Source organism: Limosilactobacillus equigenerosi DSM 18793 = JCM 14505 (genome assembly GCF_001311375.1).
Lineage (GTDB): Bacteria > Bacillota > Bacilli > Lactobacillales > Lactobacillaceae > Limosilactobacillus > Limosilactobacillus equigenerosi.
Genome location: NZ_BBAS01000004.1, coordinates 50,587 through 71,799 on the forward strand (window position 1 = coordinate 50,587; position 21,213 = coordinate 71,799).

Here is a 21,213-nt window from a genome sequence, read left to right on the forward strand (position 1 = left end):
AATAAACCCCGTTGGGTCAATGGACCGCAACGGGGTTTAAATCATTAGAAATTAAATTTGTAGTCAAAGTGTTGATTGGTCCCAGATAAGTGATCTGCATGTCGATTCATGACTTGCCGATTGACTGGGGTCATTAACCATAGTAATGGGCTGGCAAAATAAATAAAGACAATCGTGACCCCGATTAATGCAAAACCATTCGCATGTTGGGTCACGGCCGTGGTATTAGTACCTAAAAAGGCCAGTAAGTCAATGCAGAAGTGTAAGAACATGGTTAACCATAATTGGCCGGTGTAGAGATAAATACAACCAAGGAAAATCCCCATTGAGATGGCCATCACCACTTGTAGTAGGGTGCCATCAAGCGGTTGACCGTGAATTAAATTAACCAAGTGCATGGAGCCAAAAACAATGGCACTACCACCAATCGCAATTGGAATGCGGAACTTCGATTGCTTAAAGCCGGCGAGTAACACGCCAATTAATGCAAACCGGAAAATCGATTCTTCCGCCACCCCAGCTTCCATCGCTGTTAAGGTATATAATTTAGTAATTCCGAGGTCATGCCAATGGAAGGTGAAAATCGCAATTACTTTTTGGTGGGTGGCTGGACCAGCTGCAATCCATAAGATTACTAAGTAGCCACCAATCATGGCGAGTAAAATTAGGATAATCCACCACCGGGTGCCTTGTTGATACTTCGGAGCAATCCCCGGCCATGAGAGATGCCAAGTCCGCATTAACGTAACCATCGTAGCGAAAATAGCGAGCGCGGCAAAGAAACCACTTTTAAAAATCCATTGGTAAATTTGCGGACCGGTAAATTCAGCATTTAAGAAGAAATGTGGTAAAAAGACAATTTCGACAAAGTTAACGAGTACCAAACCAATCCGTTCATACCAATTTGTGACACGTTTGGCCACCGTCCCTGCATAGGGGATAAACATTACCACATAGTATAAGTAAGCTAGGCTCATCACCCCACGAACCGCGAGACCAGTGTGAACCACAATTTGGCGCGTCACAATGGCCCAGACGATGACTAGCGCCAAGGGTTGAATGATAATTTTGAGCCACCGCATTAAAATGATTAACCATTGATAATCAGTGGTGGCATAATGGGTGAGTAGGTTTAAGACAAGTAAAATACTAACGGCAATCACTAAGTTAGCAATGGGAACGCGGTGAAAAGCTTCCCAAGCGCTAATCAAAATCATAAAGAATAGTGTGACTGCTAATTGGGCATAATGCCAAATTTTTAAGTAGTCGGTTCCGGACATAGTTTCCTCCTTATAACAACCATTTACGTATCATCATATCATATTGATAACGGTTACTGAGCGAGATTTAGGTGAGAAGTCTATCTTTTTTTCTCATTTGTTTTTAATTATTGTGGTAAAATTGAGATTATCAAATATCTTGCGTAGGGGGTGCACATGATGGCACAATTTACAACCGCTTTAACAATTGCAGGGCATGATTCTGACGGCAGTGCTGGGATGCCAGCTGATTTACATACGTTCTTTACCGCTGGGGTTTATGGCATGGGGTTATTAACGGCCGCGGTGTCAGGAAATTCGTATGGGATTACGCAACAACAATTAATGCCTACTGACTTTATTGCGGAACAATTCCGCGTGTTAAATGACGATTTTACAGTACGCGCTGCGAAAACGGGGATGCTGGGGACGGCCGAAATTATTAAGACGGTGCTGAACAATTGAAACAAGTTGACTTTGGGCCATTAGTCGTTGATCCAGTAATTATTACCAAGCATGGGGCGATGCTATTGGCAGAAGATGCATATCAAGCTTCCGTGATTTGTTGGTGCCATTGGCCACGGTGATTACTCCGAATTTCTTTGAAGCGCAAAAATTAGCGGAAATGGAAATTAAGACTGACGATGATATGGTGGTGGCAGCGCAAAAACTGCAAGCTCTCGGCGCTAAGCATGTCGTAATTAAAGGCAAGCATGAACGGTTGGCATGGGGCCGTCCGAGATTTACTATTATTAGCCGATGGCACGAAGGTTTGGTTGTCAGATCCATATATTGAAACGGACCGGATTAATGGGACGGGGGATAGTTACTCGGCTTTAATTACGGCTGAATTGGCCAAGGGGACGGATGTTAAAACGGCGGTGATGAAAGCTAAACGCTATGTCCACGCTGCCATTGCCAATGAACTTGAATTGGGGCACAAGTACGGGCCAATTAATCATTGGGCGGCTAGTGATACGTTGAAGTAGGCTGGAATAATTCGCCTAAACCATTGATATATAGGTTCATAGAGGTTTCATCAAGTTAGGTGGATTGTTAGTTTACAGCTGATTTATTTATGTTATTATAATTGTAGTAGTAATATAATCTGGCATGCATAAAGGATTCAGTTGATTACTTAATCCGCAACCAGTCAAAGGACGTCAATTTTTGGCGTCCTTTTTTTGAACTAAAAAGGCGCCAAGGATAAACCATGGCGCCACTAAATTACCGAAGCAACTTAGTTATTATTGCTTTTGCTAAAGCGATTAACGTGCGATTAGACACGATAAGAAGGATGAACCATACATCTCTCATTAGGAGTCATCTCCAATCTGCACAAATTGAGATTGATTAGGTCTCGATGTGCAACGTGATTATAGCATGGGATAATTCGTATAAACCGTTGATATATATAGGTTCATAAAGGTTTCAATTGTTTAAAAAGAAGTATTAATTTACATTTGATAAATGTGTGATAATATATAACCATATAGAAGGATGAACCGATACATGCATAAAGGATTCAGTTGATTACTTAATCCGCAATCGGTTAAGGACGTCAATTTTTGGCGTCCTTTTTCTTTATCATTTCGTGGTATGATAGGTAGCAAAATGATAAGCGAGGTTACCAAGATGGATTTAATTGCGGATTTAAAACGTTACCAACCAGTCAATGAACAAGAAATGATGGATCAAGCTGAAATGCTACGACGCTTGGAAAGTGGCGAAGAACTTTACTTGCGGTCGAACTTATCGGCACATTTATCCGCGTCAGCGTGGGTGACGAACCAAACGCATGACAAAGTGTTGATGGCTTATCATAAAATCTTTGATACGTGGGCCTGGCTGGGGGGCCATGCGGATGGTGACCATGATTTATTAGCTGTGGCTCATCGTGAAATCCAAGAAGAAACAGGCCTCGAGACGCATCCAATTAATGGTGAAATTGCTTCAATTGAAATTTTGACCGTTAAGGGACACGAAAAGCACGGCAAATATGTGCCATCGCATTTACATTTTAATATTACTTACCTGTTTGAAGGCGACGATCAAGCGCCAATTCATAATAAGCCAGATGAAAACACGGGGTCGCTTGGTATGGCTTGGATGAAGCGATGACCAAGGTGAAGGAACCATGGATGACGGATCGGATTTACAGCAAGTTAAATGCGCGGTTACGGGAGTTGTAAACTAACAGTATATAAATAACCGAGGGACTAGGGATGATTCTTGGTAAAGAACTGACCGATGATAAAGAAATTGCATTATTTAAGCAGTATAGTGTTACGAAAGTTGATGGCGCTTATTTCAATCCCAAGTGGGGATATTTAGGCTATCAACATGAGGAAAAATTTGATGTAATTGATTTTGAGCAAATTCTTTCATATCGAATTGAAGGAATTGTGATTGAGACGAATGCTACATCGCCGAATAATATTACGGAAAGCAAACGGTATGAAAATCCGACCCTAATTATTACGATGCTGTTGTTGCCGGACAGCATTAAATTATCTTTAGAGCAGGGAAAATTTAATGCTAAGTCCGAACAAGAGCGACGGCTACTAAAGAAGTTGCAGAGATTGAAGCCAATCCTTGAACAAATGGAACAAACTAATGAACCAGGGAGTTTAGTTTATCAAATGCAACAAGCAGCTGAACGTGAGCTGCGCCGTCCGCATCTACAACCAAGACGGAAATCACAGGTAAGAACTAAAGCAGAGATAACTCCGAGGACACATCCTGTAACATCGGAAAACCAATCAACGGTTAAGGAACCAATGGATTTTGCCACCTGGTGGGAGCATGTTTGGCAGCCAATGGCATTCGTAGTTATCATTGGAACAGCAACGGGAATTATTGCAATTAATGGATTTGGGGTTGGGGTAATATTTATTTTGCTTGGGCTTGCCTTTGATTATTTACGAATTGGCATCGTAAGTTTGTCGTTCTACTTTTCGTTGGTGCTTGATTTCATTACCTATGGAATTTATTGGATAATTTATAAACTAATTCATCGCAAAACGGACTAGTCCCGCGGCTAGTCCGTTTTTGAGTAGTGATAGTTGATGCTTACCCGCCGATTAAAGATAAGTAGCTTGCAGAAAAAGTATAAAAAAAGTATAAAAAAAAGTATAAAACGAAATCAAAAGTATAAAGAGGTATAAAATAGTACCGAAAGTATAAACCGACTAACCAGTTTGGCTATTCGGTTTTAAGTTGCGATTCATCAGCTAAGAGACGCGTTTTCGGAATGCCCGTCCGTTGAGCAATTTTATTTGCTAATTTGTCGGTTAAAAATAATTCTTGGTCAAGCAATGCAATTAAGGTTGCTTGACTGATTCCCAATTTCTTGGCAAGTTGGGTTTGGGAATAATGGTGTTGATGCATGTAGCGTTTCATTAATGGGGCCGCTGCGTGCGTATAATATGGATGAGCCATAATAATCCTTTCTTTTAGTTAGATAAGATTATTATAAATAAATTAATATTCAATGGGAATGTTTAATCGTGAAAAATAGGCTAAATTTAGTTATAATTAGTTTGTAATAACTTTCACAAACTAATTGGAGGAATTCATCATGACAACAGCTTTTGGTTCACCATCTTCATATGTGCAAGGGAAGGGCGTCTTAAATCATGCCGACGAACATTTACATGTCTTTGGACACCGGCCCTTGGTGTTGGCTGGGGGGACAGCTTACCGCTTAGTCGGGGAAGACTTAATTTTTTTTACCTGCAAGAACATGATTATCAACCGGTGTACGTCCCATTTAACGGTGAATCATCGGATAACGAAATTAATCGGGTCGCCCAAATTGGTCGCGATGAAGAAGTGACGGTCATTTATGGACTGGGTGGCGGGAAGACGGTTGATACGGCCAAAGCGATTGCGGATCAACTTAACCTGCCAGTCGTAATTATGCCAACGCTGGCTTCCAATGATGCGCCATGTTCACGGTTGTCAGTCATTTACACCGATGATGGGGGCTTTGACCATTACTTGTTCTACCAACATAATCCGGAATTAGTGTTAGTCGATACAGATGTGATTGCCAAAGCACCAGTGCGGATGTTAATTTCCGGGATTGCCGATGCCTTAGCCACGAATGTGGAAGCCGAATCAGTGGCCCAAGCTAATGCTGATACAATGCTAAATCAAAAGCAAACCTTGGTTGGGGGCGCGATTGCCAAGCAATGTGAAGTGACCTTATTCAAGTATGCTCATCAAGCGGTGGCGGCGTGCGAAGGCAACGTCGTCACGCCGGCGTTAGAAAAGATTGTGGAAGCCAATACCTTGATGAGTGGCCTTGGCTTTGAAAGTGGTGGTTTGTCAGGAATTCACTCGATTCATGATGGCTTGACCATCTTACCAGCGACCCATGAATTTACCCACGGGGAAAAGGTTGCGTATGGGACGTTAACCCAATTAATGTTGGAAGGTGCGGATGAAGCGCGTTACAACAAGTACCTCGATTTCATTAAGTCACTGGGCTTACCAACTACGCTGGCTGACTTGAATTTAGCTGATGTTACCTATGCCGACTTACTAAAGGCGGGCGAAGCAGCTTGTTCAGAAAACGATACAATGGATCGCTTACCATTTGAAGTCACCCCGGCGGATGTGGCTGATGCTTTAATTGCCGTGGATGCGTACTCCAAACAATATTTTGCTAAGTAAATATAAAATAACTAACGGCGGTCAATCCGAGTGGGTTGATCGCCGTTGTTGTATGGCTGTTAATGAATCAAATGAAAGATGAGTAAGAATACCGCCCCAATGAAACTTTGGGCGTTAAAAATAAGGTGGGCAATAATTGGAATCCAAAGGTTGCGGCGCCATAAGTAAACGATGCTAAAGATAATCCCAGCAAGCGCATAGGGCGTTGTCGCCAGAAAAGATCCGCCAAAATTGTAGTAATGAGACCAGCCAAACCCGAGATTGGTAATGATTAATAAGAAGATCGTTAGCCCTTTAGAGGAGCGGTAACGATAAAACAAATCGTGGCGGTAGGCGATTTCTTCAAAGATTGCAACAATGAGATTAATGACTCCTGCGTAAAGCGCCGTGAGCATACCAGGGATTGTTTCGACGCTTGGGGATAGTTCAGGCAGCGGAGGTTGTGGGATGAATTGATTGAAGAATAATTGCCGACTAACATAAATCAGTCCCATCGCAATGATTGTGGTTAAAACTGATAAACTAAGGTTTGCGATCCAATGTTGCTTGAAAGCCTGCCGTTGGGTGACTAAGTAGTGATGATAGGTTTTAAGCTCATAGCTAAATAAGCCGATAAACCATAACGATGCCAACCAGGTATATAGATATGCATTGGAATGGGCGATGAGGCGCGCAAATGTGATTGCAAGCAAAGTCCCGACAACGTTGATGCAGAAAGCTAAGTAGTAGTGACGATCTAGTTTATTTTTTGATGACATGATTAAATTCACCTCATATTAAATAATTTTATCCATACCAATGTTCAAGTTTATCGAGGGTAATATTAATCCCGTGGGTTTTAATGTTTTCAATTCGATTGAAATAAAAGGTTTCAATCATTTGGTTGCGGTCTTGTTTAATCGCATAGTGAATCCGCCGATGACAATTAGGACAAAGTGGGACGATGTTGTCGGCAAAATCAATTGTGTATTCAAATTGACTTTGATATTGCATGGGGATTAAATGGTGCCCTTCAACGTAGTTCTGATGATCTTTGGCGGCGATAAACGTAACGTGCTTGTTGTCGTAAGCACATTGCCACTTGGCTTTATGTTTAGCTGCTAAGAGTTCACGGGGATTGCGATCATAACTAGTAGTTTGGTTCCGCGGATGCGTAATCACTTTAGCTGGTTGATGAAGTAATTTGATTTGGTAGTGGTCTTGATCATCAGTATCCTGATTTATGGCTAGCTGATCTAAATAGTCCAAATAACCGCGGATGGTGGCACTATAAAAATTATGATTTTGACGATTGAATTGGATAAATTCGGGTAAATCAAGGAAATTTTGGAAGGCAGCGCTGGTGGTTGAAGCATCTAGTTGAGTTGGATAAGCACCGTAGATTTGCTTATAAAAGATAATGAGTTTGATTAAATGATTTTTGTAAGAACGGGCTTTGTTACTGGATTTGGTTACTTTACCAGCTTCATATGACAAAGCAGTTTGGTAATCAAAGAATCCATTGAAAAAGGATTGGTAAATGGGATTATCTTTAACGAATTTAAATTCAGTGTCTGTCCGTGCGTCAATGTTGTAGAAAACATTTTTCATAGCTGACCTCCACGATGAGTAATTTACTATATTGTACCGAAATAAAAAGCGGACAACCAGTGACGGTTGTCCGTTTAAATAATTATTGATCAGAAGTTTTCGTTGCACTATTAATTAAACTAGCTGGGATTCGTTGGTGTAATTTCCAAGTGAAGTTAACTGGCTGACTACCATTTGAAGTCTGGTAATCGGCATTTCCCATAAACATATATGGTTGGGCGAATCCATTAACGCGAGGATATTCACGAATAAATAATGAAATGTAATTATTAGTGCTTAAATGGTTGCGGTATCGCTGAATTGTATTGCTAGTGTTACTTTGCGTTCGCTGACTTTGCCAATGGAAGATAGATTCGTTAATCGCATAATCTTCGTACATCGTGGATGGAGAGAAATCTTTTTCGGTTTTGTTCAAACTGATTAAGAAAATATCGGTTTTGTGAGTGTCAATATATTTAACTCCTTCCCGGAATTCAGGTGATTGTTCCTGGTTGTAATAATCATAAGCGGCCATAATTTGTGCCCGGTTGTAATGGCAATGAACTTCGAGTGGTGTCGTATATTGATATTCATTGGCCATGGGGACAATTTTGATTTGGCTTCGCCGGTAACGTAATACGGCTAAAAGTTCCTCTTTAACAAAGTCTTCCTTAACAAAGGTTAGAATCCCATCAAGCAGGGAAGTAAAGCCTTCTTTATCGGGATATTTTTTGTATAAACTGTAATAGAGCATTCCTAATTGAAGGCGTTCTAATTCGTTAGTTAAATCAATCTGGTGTCTGCCTTCAATCATGCCAATCCAACAATCGAGTAAGGATGGTGAATCAATGTGGAAGAAATTTCTAAATTTTTCCAGACACTATCGGTAACGTCACGTTGATCATTGGTGAGATGAGCCCATTGTTTAAGGCGATGGAATGAGCGGCCGTTCGCATAAAGTTCAGGTAGGGTTACATCAAATTCAGTTAAGAAATTGGCTAAAGTAAGTTCCTTTTCAGTCTGATTGTTAAATTCAATCATCATGTTAACCAGGTTTTTCTTATTTACTTCCGTTTGACCGAGATTTTCGAGAATATATTCCTTCGCTTTTGGTTCCATCTCAATATAACAGCCATTTGGAACGTGGGTGAAGTTACTTTCAACTTCTTTCTTTAGAGTGTGGCGGGTTTTGCCAATTAAACTACGAAATTTAGTTCGGTATGAGTATTGTTTGTTAGCTTGACCAATAAAATCGAGGACGGTGAGGCAATCCTTTCCCGGTGATAACCGTAATCCACGACCTAATTGTTGTAAGAAGATGGTTGCAGATTGAGTTGGACGTAGGAATAAGACCATGTTAACGGCTGGAATATCAACTCCTTCATTATATAGATTAACCGTAAAAATAAATTTAACTTTGCCGTTAGTAAGTTGTCGTTTAGCATCCTCACGATCAGTATTGTTAGTTTGGCCAGTGACACAAAGCGCTGGAATTTGGTGATCGTTGAATAATTGGGCCATGTATTCAGCGTGTTCAACACTAACACAAAAACCAATCCCTTTAATTTCGTTTAAATCATTACTGTAATCAAGTACTTTTTGGATAATGATTTGATCGCGTTCGTGATTGTTAAGGTAGGATTTAGTTAATTCTTGCTCATCGTATTTACCACGGGTCCAAGTGATTTGCGAGTAGTCAATTGAATCAGTTACGCCATAATATTGGAAGGGACTAAGCAACTGCCGGTTGATAGCTTCGCCCAGTAACATTTCACTCGCAACATTACCATCAAAGTATTTCCGGATATCAGCGCCATCCATCCGATCAGGAGTAGCCGTTAAGCCGAGCAAAATTTGCGGTTGATAGTAACTTAATAATTGTTGATATGATTTAGCTTCGGCATGGTGAACCTCATCGATAATGATGAAGTCATAATTATCGACTGAGGTTTTATCGGCTAATTTTAGTGAGTTAAAAGTTTGAACACTGATAAATAAATGATCAAGATTATTAGGTGTATAACCACCAACGGCTAATTGACCAAAATTAAAATCATTTAAGACTTCGCGGAATTTGCGGATGCTTTGTTCGAGAATTTCCTTACGATGGGCGACAAAGAGTAGTTTGGCATTGGGGTGTTTGGCTAAGTAGCGCTTAAAGTCAAATGCTGCGATAATCGTTTTACCAACCCCGGTGGCTGCCACAACTAAATTACGATGACGATGGTACACTGTGCGTTCAGTTTCTAATTCATCGAGAATTTCTTGTTGGTAGGCATAGGGACGAATTGCCGTTTCTAAATGAAAATCATTCGTAACGGTTTTATCTAGTTCATCCTTTAACTTTTGAACGGAAAGTTCGTTTGTGGGGTCAAAAGTTTCAAACGCATCATTATTCCAGTATTGATCAAAGGTGATTGAACATTTTTTTTGACAATTTGATCAGATTCTTGTTCAGTAACTTTAATATTCCATTCTAATCCCGTAGTTAGAGCGGCACTAGAAAGGTTTGATGAGCCAATATAAGCAGTTGAGAAACCAGTTTCCCGATAAAAAAATATATGATTTAGCATGCAGGCGCTGGTTATCTTGGGAGTAATTAATTTTTACTTTTGTATTCGGTAATTCGCTGAGGGCTTTAACGGCGCCAAAGTCGGTGGCCTTGGTATAGGTGGTGGAGATGACTCGTAACTGGTGGTTGGGATTTTGGGTGAATTGTTTTAATGTGCTTAGTAAAGGACGGATGGCCGACCATTTAATAAAGGAAACGAGTAAATCAACTCGGTCAGAGGATAAGATTTCCTTCTTCAGTTCTTCCATCATGGATGGTTCTTGCGTGTTACCGGTAAAGAGGGTATTTTCAACAATGGATGACGTTGGCCGAATAACCTCAGTTTGGTTATCAAGGGTACGGATGGTATTAATTTTGTGATACAACGCGGTTAAAACTTCGCCTTGTTCCTCAATCTTGGTGTCTTGCGAATTATCGGTATGCTTGGCAACTTGTTCAATAATTGAATTACATAGTTCAAGTTGAGCGAGGAGGTTAGTTCGCTTATCTTCGGTGGTGGATGATTTATTGTTGTCGCGGATGTACAGTAATCCATCTTTAATGACGTTAGCAAGATAATTAGTTAATAATTCTCGCGCATCCGCTGCTTCCAGGGTTGTTTTTCGAATATCAAAATCCTGGTTGCTGAGGTTAGTTAGTTCATTAAAAATTTGTTGATTGATGATTTGTTCATAAATTCCGTCTTGCATGGGGGGAGTACTCCTTCAATTTGCATGTATACATCCATCTTAGTAGAAAATACGCTCAAGATCAAAAGTAGCCCGCCTAAAATAGGTGATCTGCTTTTTCAATCAGTTAATTTATTCCCTTAATTCCGGTAAATGATATTTAATCACTTCTTGCACGCGCCGGCGGAGGCCATAGACAGCGGTCCGCGAAATGCCAAGCGTTTGGCGATTTCACCGTTTGACAAGTCTTCGCGTAAAATCAAGTCGAGATACTGTTGTTGCAGTGGGGTACTGAAGTAATAAAGTTTGGCAATCGTCGTTTGAATTTCCGCGTTCGCAATTGCCAAGTCCGTTTTGGGGTCGGGGGTTAAGAGCCAGGGATCGACTTCATCATTGCTCGCTGCTTGATGATCAAGTTGCCGTTTGGTCTTTCGCAACCAATCAATTAGCGCCCATTTAATTTGCCGGTATGCATAGGCCCGAAAGTGATCGGGGTGGTCTTCCGGTGATTGCGTGAAGGTTTGGTAAGCTTTGGCATACGCCAGGCAACCTTCTTGGTAGGCATCATCATAATTCTGGTGTCCTGGGTATAAATGCAATTGGGACAAATTTTGGCCGATTAAGCGGTCGTGTTGATTGACGATTAAGTAAGTTAAACCGTCACGAATTGTTCGTTGTGTTGACATAATCAATTCCTCCAAAAATGTTTGCCCCGGCCGAGGTTGGCTTTAGCATACAAAAGGGAATTGGTGTTGCCAAATTGGGAAAATGCCCAATCTTTGCTGGTTGATGATGAGTGATTTTACGTATACCCAGTGCATTAGGGAGTGAACGTTACGATTAGGTTAAATTAAGTATTTTGTTTAAATCAATATAATTGGTGTATTTATTAATTAGGAGGTGAATGTTGTGTTGTATAATTTAATTGATTAAGTTATGTGGTAAATAGATTACTTATTTAATATGGGGAGGTATAAAAATGGTGATTAAAGTGAAGAAGATTGGTGAATCATTAGCGTTGACAATTCCAGAATCATTTAAGGTAGCTTCTGATGCAGATTACAATGTTGAAATGTTAGCTGATGGAACGATTGTTTATCGCCCATCTCATCGAAATCCGTTTGAGGGAAATTGGTTTAAAGAAAACATAAAGCAAGTTGATATCACGGAAGAATCTGGGGTATTGGATAGTGAATGGATTTAATTTCGTATTTAAAAAGCCGTGAACGAAACCAGTTGGTTCGTTCACGGCTTTATTTTGGTTAAAACGGTTTGGTTTTACATAATCATATCCAGGCCAAGGACCACGAACAGTCCGGCGATGGCGAGGACACAAGTTAAGGTTGTCCATGATAATAAGGTTTCCTTCAAGCTCAAACCGAAGTATTCCTTGATCATCCAGAACCCGGCATCGTTAACGTGGTCACAGAAGACTGACCCGGCCCCGACAGCCAAGACCATTAAGACGGGGTTGGCACCGGTTTGTTGGATCAATGGGGCGACTAACCCAGCGGCGGTTAAACCAGAGACGGTTGAAGACCCCAGGCTGATCCGTAAGATGGCGGTAATTAACCAAGCGGCGAAGAGGGGCGACATGTTCGTGTGGGCAAACATATCACCAATCGTCTTAGCGACCCCACCGTCAATTAAGACTTGGCGGAAGGCACCCCCACCCCCGATGATTAAGAGCATTGGGGCAATTTGCTTAATGGCTTCGGTTAATGAATCACCAACATCACTCATCGTTTGGCCCCGCTTAACCCCTAGGAACCAGATGGCAAAGAGGAGCGATAAGACCATCGCAATGTCGGGCGCCCCGACCATTTGTAAGAATTCATTAAATAAGTTGTGCTTTGGTAAGACGAATGTAGAAATCGTAGCGGCCGCAATTAAGATCACGGGTAGCATTGCCGTTAAGACACTCAAACCAAACTTTGGCGTTTCATCCAGTTCAAATTCCTTGTATTCACCTAACACACTAATATCAATATCCGTCTTGTAAACACGAGGGTAAACCTTGCGAAGGACCCAGTTGTAAACCGGACCAGAGATAATCACTGTTGGAATGGCCGCGATAATCCCGATTAATAAGACATGACCAATTGGGGCGTTGAAAATATCAGCAATTGCCGTTGGTGCCGGGTGTGGTGGTAAGAAGGCGTGCGTCGTGTTTAAGGCGGCCGCCATTGGTACCCCGAGGTACATTAATGGCATACCCAATTCGCGGGCAATCACAAAGATAATTGGTAAGACCACGACTAAGCCGACTTCAAAGAAGAGGGCAATCCCGACGATAAAGGATGCTAACACCACGGCCCATTGAATGTATTTGCGGCCGAACTTTTGAATTAACGTGTGTGCAATTCGGTAACCGGCCCCCGAGTCGGAAACTAACTTTCCAAGCATCGATCCGAATCCGAAAATCACGGCTAAGTGACCTAATTGGCCCCCAATCCCAGCTTCGATTGAGGCGGGGATTTTAGCGATTGATTCACCTAACATTAAGGCGACTAAGAATGAAACAATGACAAGTGACAAGAAGGTGTTTAATTTTAACTTTGTAATCAAGAAGATTAAAATTGCCACCCCGATTAAAACATAAAGTAATGGCATGATATTTGCTCCTCCATCTAATTCCTAAAACTTGTTTGGTTTAACGTTACACCAATAATATAAAATGTAAGCGGTATCATGTCAAGAGGAAAATGAAAACGCTGCCAACGAAAAAAAGTTGGCAGCGTTAAAAACGTTAGTATGACGGGCGATCTTGGCGGTCGATTGGAATTAAGAGTCGTGCCGGTTGGGGTTGTTGGGGGTGAGTTAGGAGAGCCAGTAACGTTTGGGCCGCCGTTGACCCAATTTGGTGTGGGTAGTGATGTAGCATTGTGATGCCGTGTTGGATAAATCGTTCCCAATCATCAACGTCGTAGCCGGCCAGCCCAAAATCAACGCCGTATTGGTACTGTTGCGGACTGAGGGTTTCAATTAAGCGGTACATTAACCGACCCGTTAAGCCGATAATCATGGTTTTGCCAGTTGCGTGTTGCAAGTGGTCGCGAATCGTTTCGGCTAACCAAGTGTTACTTTCGTATTGCACCGTTAATAAGCGATAGGGATGGTTGAGTTGGGCGGCCACGGCTTGGTAGCCAGCGTGGCGTTCGTCTTGCCCCGAGGTTTGGGCTTGGAATTCCTTAATTGTCAAAATGTTGTCGTAGCCATGTTGGTTAAAGATCAACTCCGCAAATTGGACCGCTGAATCGTAGTTGTTGGAGGCGACGTGGGGCACACTGGTTGGTTGGTTAGCAATCGGACGGTCAATTGTCACGAAGGGGACGTGGTTATCGACCACCATTTGATAAGCCGCAAAGTCGGCGGCGCTCGGTTGGATGATGAGACCATCGATTTGTTTGGAAAGTAATTGGTGAATTTCTTGGCGTTCTAGTTCTTGGTCATTATTCGAGTTCATGACTAACACTTGATAGCCGGCGGTCACCATTTGGTCGTAAATCCCTTTGAAGAGTAATGCCATATATTGATCCGAGATGTCGGCGATAATAACGCCGATGAGTTTTGTTTTCACCCCCCGGAGTTGTTGGGCGGCGACTTTCGATGATAATTTAACTGACTGATGGCCCGTTGAATCCGATCGCGGGTGTCGGGGCTCATTTTTTTGAAATTGTTGGTGGAGATATCGCGAGACCGTGGTGACAGAAACATCCGCGGCCGCAGCGACGTCTTTAATCGTTGGTTCTTTCATGTTTGAGGCTCCTTTAAACTGTATTTATCATAGCAGATTTTGTGGACTTTGAAAATTTAGTGTTGCTTTTTGAAAACGTTTTCCCTTATACTGTGGTCAAACAAGTTAACGTTGAGGAGGAATAAAAAATGGATTACATGATTGGGGTCGATATTGGGACGACCAGTACGAAGACGGTGCTATATGATTTGCAAGGGCAAGTGGTGGCCTATGCCAATAAAGAATACCCCTTATACCAAGACACGCCGGATATGGCTGAAGAAGATCCAAATGAAATCTTGGACGCGTTTGTTAGTGGGATGACGGAAGTATTACGCAAGGCTGATTTAACAACTGGGGTTTTGCGTGGTGTATCGTTTTCCGCAGCCATGCACAGTTTAATTGCCTTGGATGAAAATTACCAACCATTGACGCGGGTGATCACCTGGGCGGATAACCGGGCAGAAAAGTACGCCGCTGCATATGCGGAAGACGGTCGTGGAATGGAACTTTACCGGCGGACGGGGACGCCAACGCATCCGATGTCGCCATTGTATAAATTAATTTGGTTGCGCCACGAAGAACCGGAATTGTTTGCCAAGGCCAAGTACTGGGTCGGCATCAAAGAATTCTTATTTAACCGGCTCTTCGGCGTGTTAAAAGAAGAATATTCGATTGCGTCGGCCACGGGTTTATTTAACATTTTTGACTTGGATTGGGATGAAAAAGCCCTGCAAGCGGCTGGCATTACCCGGAATCAACTCCCAGAATTAGTCGATCCGGAATATCAAGTGACGGGTTTGAACCCCGCTTATGCTGAAGTAATGGGGATTCCGGTTGATACGCCATTTATCATGGGGGCTTCCGATGGAACGTTATCCAACCTTGGGGTCAATGCAATTGAACCGGGCGTTGTCGCGGTGACGATTGGGACATCTGGCGCGGTGCGGGTGGTCGTTGATCATCCGGTAATTGATGAAAAGGGACGGGTCTTCTGTTATGCCTTAACCAAGGATAAGTGGGTCATCGGGGGACCAGTCAATAATGGGGGAATTGTCTTCCGCTGGGTCCGGGATCAATTGTTCTCCCCAGAAAAAGTGACGGCGGATTTAATGCATGCCGATGCTTATGACTTGATTACGAAGATTGCCAGTGAAGTTCCCGCGGGGGCGGATGGGTTAATTTTCCATCCGTACCTTGGGGGTGAACGGGCACCGATTTGGGACGCCAACGCGCGGCTCATTCTTCGGCTTAACCCGGACTCATACCCGGGCGCACATGGCGCGGGCAGCCTTAGAAGGAATTGTCTACAACCTTTATACGGTTATGTTAGCGCTCGAAGAAGTAGCCGGTAAATCAAAAGAAATCATGGCCACCGGTGGGTTTGCCCGCTCAGCCTTGTGGCGGCAAATGTTGGCCGATATTTTTGAAAGTCCGGTCACGATTCCCCAATCCTTTGAAAGTGGCTGTTTGGCAGCTGTGGTGATGGCGATGCATAGTCTGGGATTAGTCGATGATTTAACCGACATTAAGCGGTTCATCGGGGAAACCAAGACGTACCAACCAAATCCAGCCAACTACGAAGTTTACCGGGAATTAATGCCAATTTACATCCGATTAAGTCGTCAATTACAAACGGAATATGCCAATATTGCTGACTTCCAACGCCGGCATGCGAAAGATTAAGCTGAAGTAACTCGTTTTAGTGATTTTAGTTAAATTGATACTAATTTTCATTTATTATTAATAATTGAAAAGAGGAGTAACCGGTGGCTTCGGCTACCCCTCAATCGTAGCTGGAAACACGACTTTGTTAACTAATCACGTTTAAAATCGTGATTAGCTTTTTTATTACTTTAAGGCCAAATATAAATCCCGTGGTGGCTTCGATTGTGAGACCATCACGGGATTATTAATTACAGATTTAATTCGTACGCAAACCGCCAGGGATCAACGGGATCAGCGGTTTGGATATTGCCACGGTGGACAAAACCAAATTTGTCACCGAGGTGTTGGAGGCGTTTGTTCATCTTGAAGGTATCGAAACGAACGTTGTAGATGCCTTCTTGTAAACTAGCTGTGATTAAGTGTTCAAACATCACGGATGACAGGTTTTGACCACGGAAGTCTTTACTGATGGCGAAGCGATGAATCGTGGTATAACGTTCGTGGGGCTTGGCCCATTCACCTTCGTAAATCGTGTGGTAGAACTTATCAATCTCGGTGTCAAGGACGGCGTAACCGGCAATTACCCCATCGACGATTAAGACTTTGCCAATCCCGGATTGAATGTCATCTTCAATCATTTGTTGATTGGGAGTGCCAGATTGCCACTGGGTACTCCCGTCGGCCTTTAAGAGGGCTTTGGCATCGTTAATAATTTGCATGATGGCGGCGACGTCTTCATAGACGGCGGGCCGTAAATACTTTACGCTCATAATGCAAACTCCTTTAAGTTAAAATAATACTTTGCTAGTTTAGCAAAAATAAACTATGAAAGAAATGAATTTCTGATGATAAAATCAGTACTTTTTACCGTTTTTTTAATTAGTGAGCATTGTTGCCAATGATATTGGGGATAAATGTTATAATATAGCTAACTAGCGAAAGGGGGCAACTAGCATGAAAATTACATTTATACCCGCGGCGATTAAGTATCTAGATCGCTATCAGCCAGCCGAACATAAATTGATGCTTGATTACGATGATGGAGTCGGGCCGTTTTCAAAATTAGGCAATTGTTCAATGGAAGATAGCTTTAAGTTGTTATTTGTTGATCCCGATTTAGTGGTGACTGATTTTAATGCGGTGATGGATTCTAATCTCGGTCCGATTTACTACAAAGATTATACGCAACCCCAATTCGATGACGAGATGAAGGTTGATTTTAATTCGAAGTATTTCTTGTTGCCGCTTAGTGGTCCCAGTGGGCGCTTAACGGAAAATCTCGAACTGCAAACGGTGACGGCGTCCGATTTAGCGCCAACGACGCAAGGAACCACCCATGATTGTTAAATTTCGTTCATAAAGGAAGTGACGAAAGATGAGGCTGGATTTATTAACACGTGATTTAGAAATTATCACGGCGGTGACCAGTTTAGTCATCTTAATGATTATGATGATTGAAGGATAACGAAAAAACCCACCGGACTGATGTGGTTCGTTGGGTTTTGTTTTAGTTAGAGTGTTTATGCAAGTGTCGAGTAAAATAAAGATCATTAACCTTAATGATGGCAGAAAGCAATTTGAATTTCATTAAGTGGGAAATTATTTTCGTTGCCTTCAATAAACAAAATATTATCTTGAGCAATTTGAATATCAAACTGCGTAATAATATCAGTGATTAAAGTATAACGGGGAGCTGTGAGGTTAATTCCCATCATTTCAAGATTATTAAGAGTATATCCATCATCGGAAAGGCGAATTTGCTGATTTGGTATTGATTCGATGTAAAGCGAGATGTTGTCATTTAATTCATCTACGAATGGCGTAACGATTTCAGATACATTTTGATTAATATTTTTGACATGGTATTGCTGTTTTAGCCAATTATAGTAATTTTCTAAAAGAGGTTTAGCATTCATTGAATCACCACCTATGTACGTTTAATTATACAAGTTTTTCATCAGTATTCTCCAAAGACTAGTAAGTATGTTTATTTAGTATTTTATAACGAACATTAAATGAAATGAGGATAAGTAACACTTTGGTAATTTGTGTTTAGTATTGATATATACAACCCCCAATGCTGATAAAATTCAACATTGGGGGGTAATTAGTAATCTAAATAATCTTTGTACGAGAAATAAGTCAATCCGATGATATAAATGATTAAAATTCCAATTGCTCCAGTTTGCATGGTGTAGCCGGTGATTTGTTTGGTAAAAAAATAAGGCAGTGTACTTAACGGTAGACAAAAAGCCCTCGATCAAATTTGTCGAGGCTTTTTGTGTTATGTTGGGACACCTTAGGTTTATAAATGTTGATATATCAACGTTTCAAGGTGCTTTGATATGAGGAGAGTGGGAATCGAACCCACAACCTTTGGTTTAGAAGACCAATGCTCTATCCGGTTGAGCTATCCCCCCAAGCCACATTTAAGTATATAGATAATTTAACTTGGGGTCAAATTAGAATTTAACAATAAAATTTATGGTTTAACGTTGACGTGTCAGGTGATTTTAGATATACTACGTATGTTGTAATTGTGAACTGACAGCTACAACCGCACGATCACAAGTTTTAAAGCAGCGATGCTACTTGTTCGGCGAGTCTAAGATTTAAGGAGGTGCACACAATGTACGCAATTATCGTTACGGGCGGAAAGCAATACAAGGTAGAAGCTGGTCAAGCTATCTACGTTGAAAAGCTTGATGTTCAAGCGGGTGACAAGGTTACTTTTGACAAGGTTGTCTTCGTTGGTGGTGACGACGTTAAGGTCGGAACGCCATTTGTAGACGGCGCATCTGTTGAAGGGACTGTTGAAAAGCAAGGTAAGGAAAAGAAGGTTGTTACTTTCAAGTACAAGCCTAAGAAGCACACCCACAACAAGAAGGGTCACCGTCAACCATACACGAAGGTTGTCATTGACTCAATCAACGCCTAATTGAGGTTAATCGGATGATTCGGGCATCAATTTATCGTTCCGATGACGCGATTACATCATTTCAGGTGACCGGGCACGCGGATGCTGGTCCATATGGGCAAGACATTGTTTGTGCTGCGGTGAGCGTCTTAACCATTGCAATGGTTAATGGACTACAACAAGTTGTTCATAATGATGTTGTAGTTAACCAAGACGCTGAAAATGGTGGCTTAATGGAAGTTGATCACATTAGCACGGCGCGTGAGGCGCAAGTCTTGATGCAGACGTTGCAAAATGGATTGCTTGATATCCAAGATAGCTACCCTGACAATATTGAAGTTAAAATCTTTGATAAATAATTAAAATGGAGGTGAAAACTATGATTATGAATCTTCAATTCTTCTCCCACCACAAGGGGGTGGTTCCACTGCCAACGGTCGGAACTCAGCTGGTCGTCGTTTAGGTACGAAGGCTGCTGACGGTTCATTCGTTACGGCTGGTTCAATCATCTACCGTCAACGTGGTACGCACATCAACCCAGGTGAAAATGTTGGTCGTGGTGGTGACGATACGTTATACGCTAAGATGGATGGGGTTGTTCGTTTCGAACGCCTTGGCCGTGACAAGCGGAAGGTATCTGTTTACCCAGTTGCTGAATAAGCAAATTAATTACTCGGAAGGTCTATTGGATCTTCCGAGTCTTTTTTTTATCCATTAGAAAAGAGGAATAAGACATGACACGCTTAGCACGCTTACGGCAAAAATTAACTGATAATTATTTAGATGCTTTAATTATTGGAAATCCTGATAATATCTACTATTTAACTGGGATTGAATTAACGGCTGGTGATGGTTATTTATTAGTGACGGATCAATTAGCGGTGATTATTACTGATGAACGGTATCGGGATTATTTAGCGCATTTTAACAGTGATGCCGTCATGGGAGTCATTACCCGGGATTACGTTGGTAAATTAGTCGAATTAACGACGAAGATAGAATTAAGTGAAGTCGGCTTTGAAAATACGCTGACTTATCGTGAGTTTGAGGAGTTAGATGACCGGATGGAAGTTGGAATTGTGCCGGCTGATCGGATCGTTGAAAAAAATGCGCCGGATTAAAGAAACCAGCGAAATTGATTTGATTCGGGTGGCGGGAAAACTCCATGCGGAAGCTTTTGCGGCCGTTTGTGATTGGATTCGGCCGGGGGTAACCGAACGGCAAGTAGCCAATTACTTGGATCAATGGATGAAAAGTCATGGGGCGAGCGGGGAAAGTTTTCCTACCATTGTGGCAAGTGGACCTCATAGCGCTCAACCCCATGCGACGGTGTCTGAACGGGTGATTGAAGTTGGTGACGTGGTGACCCTTGATTACGGGTATTTTGTTAATCACTATACCGCTGATTTTACGCGGACGATCGTGATGGGCCAGCCAACGGCACAACAACGCACGGTTTATCAGTTATTACAACAAGCGCGTCAAGCGGTGCTCGATCAATTAATGGTCGGCATTACTGGCCATGATTTAGATCGAGCCGGCCGGCAAGTGATTGAAGCGGCGGGCTTTGGCGAAAATTTCAATCATGGCATGGGGCATGGGATTGGTTTGAGTGTGCACGAATTTCCAGCTAGTTATGCCCCTGGAAGCAAGCGCCTCAAGATGCGCCATCATGAAGTATTGACCATCGAACCGGGAATTTACTTAGCTGGTGAGTTTGGGATGCGCTTAGAAGATGATGTTGTTTTAACCCATCAAGGGGTAGAGGTGTTAACGCCGGCGCCGACGGAATTAGTGTCAGTATGTGAGTAGCGGGAGCTTCGCAAGCTAAGTCGCTAAGCGCTTTGGAGTGTAACTCCAAAGCGCTTAGTGCTTAGAATCGCACTAGAGCGACCCTACGAACATCATTGCATTAGTATGCGAAGCCGTTAAAAAAATCCCGTGTGATAAGGATGGAACCAACGAACGGCGGCAAGCATTGCCGTCGGAGGCGGTTTCCCTTATCATCAGGAATTTTAGGCTAAGCATCACTACTAGTGTGAATAGAATGCTTTTGAGCGTTATTATCACCTTAGTAATGATGCTCGCCCTAAGTTTCCTCGTGCTAAGCATAAATTCCTCCGACGTTAGTGCCTAACACCACA

18 protein-coding genes, 1 tRNA gene, 5 pseudogenes and 1 other annotated feature are annotated in these 21,213 nt (G+C 42.2%); of the genes and pseudogenes, 11 read left to right on the top strand and 13 right to left on the bottom strand.

From position 1 onward, the window contains the following. Positions 1-44: 44 nt before the first annotated feature. Positions 45-1,280, bottom strand: a complete 1,236-nt coding sequence (locus tag JCM14505_RS03130) for a CPBP family intramembrane glutamic endopeptidase (RefSeq protein WP_054652867.1) — start codon at positions 1,278-1,280, stop codon at positions 45-47. Positions 1,281-1,436: 156 nt separating this feature from the next. Between JCM14505_RS03130 and thiD the strand changes: the two are divergent. From thiD to JCM14505_RS03145, 3 genes and pseudogenes are all read left to right on the top strand, one after another. Further along, positions 1,437-2,248 (top strand): annotated as a pseudogene (gene thiD, locus JCM14505_RS03135) (bifunctional hydroxymethylpyrimidine kinase/phosphomethylpyrimidine kinase). A 646-nt stretch (positions 2,249-2,894) separates the two neighbouring features. Next, a complete protein-coding gene (locus tag JCM14505_RS03140; RefSeq protein ID WP_225352237.1) occupies positions 2,895-3,380 on the top strand; it encodes an NUDIX hydrolase in 486 nt (161 codons plus the stop codon). 104 nt (positions 3,381-3,484) lie between these two features. Further along, complete coding sequence (locus tag JCM14505_RS03145) at positions 3,485-4,291, top strand: hypothetical protein (protein ID WP_054652869.1); 807 nt, start codon at positions 3,485-3,487, stop codon at positions 4,289-4,291. 172 nt (positions 4,292-4,463) lie between these two features. Here JCM14505_RS03145 and JCM14505_RS03150 read toward each other — a convergent pair whose 3' ends face one another. Continuing rightward, positions 4,464-4,700 carry a helix-turn-helix transcriptional regulator gene (locus JCM14505_RS03150; protein ID WP_054652871.1) on the bottom strand — a complete coding sequence of 79 codons (237 nt, stop codon included), beginning with the start codon at positions 4,698-4,700 and terminating at the stop codon, positions 4,464-4,466. 139 nt (positions 4,701-4,839) lie between these two features. Between JCM14505_RS03150 and JCM14505_RS03155 the strand changes: the two are divergent. Beyond that, a pseudogene (locus tag JCM14505_RS03155) lies at positions 4,840-5,939 on the top strand (glycerol dehydrogenase). Positions 5,940-5,998: 59 nt separating this feature from the next. Here JCM14505_RS03155 and JCM14505_RS03160 read toward each other — a convergent pair. The 6 genes from JCM14505_RS03160 to JCM14505_RS03175 all read right to left on the bottom strand — a co-directional run bounded on the left by JCM14505_RS03160 (position 5,999) and on the right by JCM14505_RS03175 (position 11,434). Then, positions 5,999-6,697 carry a CPBP family intramembrane glutamic endopeptidase gene (locus tag JCM14505_RS03160; protein WP_054652873.1) on the bottom strand — a complete coding sequence of 233 codons (699 nt, stop codon included), beginning with the start codon at positions 6,695-6,697 and terminating at the stop codon, positions 5,999-6,001. 28 nt (positions 6,698-6,725) lie between these two features. Then, on the bottom strand, positions 6,726-7,529 hold the full coding sequence (locus JCM14505_RS03165) for an HNH endonuclease (RefSeq protein WP_054652874.1): 804 nt from the start codon (positions 7,527-7,529) through the stop codon (positions 6,726-6,728). A gap of 82 nt (positions 7,530-7,611) precedes the next feature. Next, positions 7,612-8,322: a DUF3427 domain-containing protein gene (locus JCM14505_RS09440; protein WP_225352238.1), complete on the bottom strand. Its 711-nt coding sequence runs from the start codon at positions 8,320-8,322 to the stop codon at positions 7,612-7,614. After that, complete coding sequence (locus JCM14505_RS09445; RefSeq protein ID WP_263848937.1) at positions 8,319-9,740, bottom strand: DEAD/DEAH box helicase; 1,422 nt, start codon at positions 9,738-9,740, stop codon at positions 8,319-8,321. The genes JCM14505_RS09440 and JCM14505_RS09445 overlap by 4 nt, the downstream gene beginning before the upstream one ends. Positions 9,741-10,007: 267 nt before the next feature. Beyond that, positions 10,008-10,769, bottom strand: coding sequence for a phospholipase D-like domain-containing protein (locus JCM14505_RS09450; RefSeq protein WP_225352239.1), 762 nt, complete (start codon positions 10,767-10,769; stop codon positions 10,008-10,010). A 143-nt stretch (positions 10,770-10,912) separates the two neighbouring features. Continuing rightward, positions 10,913-11,434: a sigma-70 family RNA polymerase sigma factor gene (locus JCM14505_RS03175; RefSeq protein ID WP_054652876.1), complete on the bottom strand. Its 522-nt coding sequence runs from the start codon at positions 11,432-11,434 to the stop codon at positions 10,913-10,915. A gap of 293 nt (positions 11,435-11,727) precedes the next feature. On the opposite strand from JCM14505_RS03175, the gene JCM14505_RS03180 reads away from it, so the two are divergent. Continuing rightward, positions 11,728-11,952: an AbrB/MazE/SpoVT family DNA-binding domain-containing protein gene (locus tag JCM14505_RS03180; protein WP_054652878.1), complete on the top strand. Its 225-nt coding sequence runs from the start codon at positions 11,728-11,730 to the stop codon at positions 11,950-11,952. A gap of 74 nt (positions 11,953-12,026) precedes the next feature. Here JCM14505_RS03180 and JCM14505_RS03185 read toward each other — a convergent pair whose 3' ends face one another. Both JCM14505_RS03185 and JCM14505_RS03190 read right to left on the bottom strand, forming a co-directional pair. Further along, positions 12,027-13,361 carry a gluconate:H+ symporter gene (locus JCM14505_RS03185; RefSeq protein ID WP_054652880.1) on the bottom strand — a complete coding sequence of 445 codons (1,335 nt, stop codon included), beginning with the start codon at positions 13,359-13,361 and terminating at the stop codon, positions 12,027-12,029. 136 nt (positions 13,362-13,497) lie between these two features. Next, entirely contained in the window at positions 13,498-14,505 is a 1,008-nt protein-coding gene (locus JCM14505_RS03190) for a substrate-binding domain-containing protein (RefSeq protein WP_054652882.1), read from the bottom strand. 128 nt (positions 14,506-14,633) lie between these two features. Here JCM14505_RS03190 and gntK point away from each other — a divergent pair. Next, a pseudogene (gene gntK, locus JCM14505_RS03195) lies at positions 14,634-16,170 on the top strand (gluconokinase). Between the two features lie 230 nt (positions 16,171-16,400). Here gntK and JCM14505_RS03200 read toward each other — a convergent pair. After that, entirely contained in the window at positions 16,401-16,922 is a 522-nt protein-coding gene (locus JCM14505_RS03200; protein ID WP_054652884.1) for a GNAT family N-acetyltransferase, read from the bottom strand. 184 nt (positions 16,923-17,106) lie between these two features. Between JCM14505_RS03200 and JCM14505_RS03205 the strand changes: the two genes are divergently transcribed. Then, positions 17,107-17,499: an iron-sulfur cluster biosynthesis family protein gene (locus JCM14505_RS03205; RefSeq protein WP_054652886.1), complete on the top strand. Its 393-nt coding sequence runs from the start codon at positions 17,107-17,109 to the stop codon at positions 17,497-17,499. A 209-nt stretch (positions 17,500-17,708) separates the two neighbouring features. Here the strand turns inward: JCM14505_RS03205 and JCM14505_RS03210 are convergent, their stop codons facing one another. Continuing rightward, positions 17,709-18,068, bottom strand: a complete 360-nt coding sequence (locus tag JCM14505_RS03210; protein WP_054652888.1) for a DUF1828 domain-containing protein — start codon at positions 18,066-18,068, stop codon at positions 17,709-17,711. A 430-nt stretch (positions 18,069-18,498) separates the two neighbouring features. Continuing rightward, positions 18,499-18,572: transfer RNA gene (locus tag JCM14505_RS03215), tRNA-Arg, on the bottom strand. Between the two features lie 125 nt (positions 18,573-18,697). Then, positions 18,698-18,769 (top strand) — a sequence feature (ribosomal protein L21 leader region). A 12-nt stretch (positions 18,770-18,781) separates the two neighbouring features. Here JCM14505_RS03215 and rplU point away from each other — a divergent pair. The 4 genes and pseudogenes from rplU to JCM14505_RS03230 all read left to right on the top strand — a co-directional run bounded on the left by rplU (position 18,782) and on the right by JCM14505_RS03230 (position 20,881). Beyond that, positions 18,782-19,090 carry a 50S ribosomal protein L21 gene (gene rplU, locus JCM14505_RS03220; RefSeq protein ID WP_054652890.1) on the top strand — a complete coding sequence of 103 codons (309 nt, stop codon included), beginning with the start codon at positions 18,782-18,784 and terminating at the stop codon, positions 19,088-19,090. 14 nt (positions 19,091-19,104) lie between these two features. Next, positions 19,105-19,428: a ribosomal-processing cysteine protease Prp gene (locus JCM14505_RS03225; protein ID WP_054652892.1), complete on the top strand. Its 324-nt coding sequence runs from the start codon at positions 19,105-19,107 to the stop codon at positions 19,426-19,428. A 20-nt stretch (positions 19,429-19,448) separates the two neighbouring features. Beyond that, positions 19,449-19,729, top strand: a pseudogene (rpmA, locus tag JCM14505_RS08640) (50S ribosomal protein L27). 74 nt (positions 19,730-19,803) lie between these two features. Continuing rightward, positions 19,804-20,881, top strand: a pseudogene (locus JCM14505_RS03230) (M24 family metallopeptidase). Positions 20,882-21,213: the final 332 nt, after the last annotated feature.

Coding starts and splice junctions, on each gene's coding strand:
- JCM14505_RS03130 (WP_054652867.1), bottom strand. CDS start 1,280: ATGTCCGGAACCGACTACTTAAAAATTTGGCATTATGCCCAATTAGCA.
- JCM14505_RS03140 (WP_225352237.1), top strand. CDS start 2,895: ATGGATTTAATTGCGGATTTAAAACGTTACCAACCAGTCAATGAACAA.
- JCM14505_RS03145 (WP_054652869.1), top strand. CDS start 3,485: ATGATTCTTGGTAAAGAACTGACCGATGATAAAGAAATTGCATTATTT.
- JCM14505_RS03150 (WP_054652871.1), bottom strand. CDS start 4,700: ATGGCTCATCCATATTATACGCACGCAGCGGCCCCATTAATGAAACGC.
- JCM14505_RS03160 (WP_054652873.1), bottom strand. CDS start 6,697: ATGTCATCAAAAAATAAACTAGATCGTCACTACTACTTAGCTTTCTGC.
- JCM14505_RS03165 (WP_054652874.1), bottom strand. CDS start 7,529: ATGAAAAATGTTTTCTACAACATTGACGCACGGACAGACACTGAATTT.
- JCM14505_RS09440 (WP_225352238.1), bottom strand. CDS start 8,322: ATGATTGAAGGCAGACACCAGATTGATTTAACTAACGAATTAGAACGC.
- JCM14505_RS09450 (WP_225352239.1), bottom strand. CDS start 10,769: ATGCAAGACGGAATTTATGAACAAATCATCAATCAACAAATTTTTAAT.
- JCM14505_RS03175 (WP_054652876.1), bottom strand. CDS start 11,434: ATGTCAACACAACGAACAATTCGTGACGGTTTAACTTACTTAATCGTC.
- JCM14505_RS03180 (WP_054652878.1), top strand. CDS start 11,728: ATGGTGATTAAAGTGAAGAAGATTGGTGAATCATTAGCGTTGACAATT.
- JCM14505_RS03185 (WP_054652880.1), bottom strand. CDS start 13,361: ATGCCATTACTTTATGTTTTAATCGGGGTGGCAATTTTAATCTTCTTG.
- JCM14505_RS03190 (WP_054652882.1), bottom strand. CDS start 14,505: ATGAAAGAACCAACGATTAAAGACGTCGCTGCGGCCGCGGATGTTTCT.
- JCM14505_RS03200 (WP_054652884.1), bottom strand. CDS start 16,922: ATGAGCGTAAAGTATTTACGGCCCGCCGTCTATGAAGACGTCGCCGCC.
- JCM14505_RS03205 (WP_054652886.1), top strand. CDS start 17,107: ATGAAAATTACATTTATACCCGCGGCGATTAAGTATCTAGATCGCTAT.
- JCM14505_RS03210 (WP_054652888.1), bottom strand. CDS start 18,068: ATGAATGCTAAACCTCTTTTAGAAAATTACTATAATTGGCTAAAACAG.
- rplU (WP_054652890.1), top strand. CDS start 18,782: ATGTACGCAATTATCGTTACGGGCGGAAAGCAATACAAGGTAGAAGCT.
- JCM14505_RS03225 (WP_054652892.1), top strand. CDS start 19,105: ATGATTCGGGCATCAATTTATCGTTCCGATGACGCGATTACATCATTT.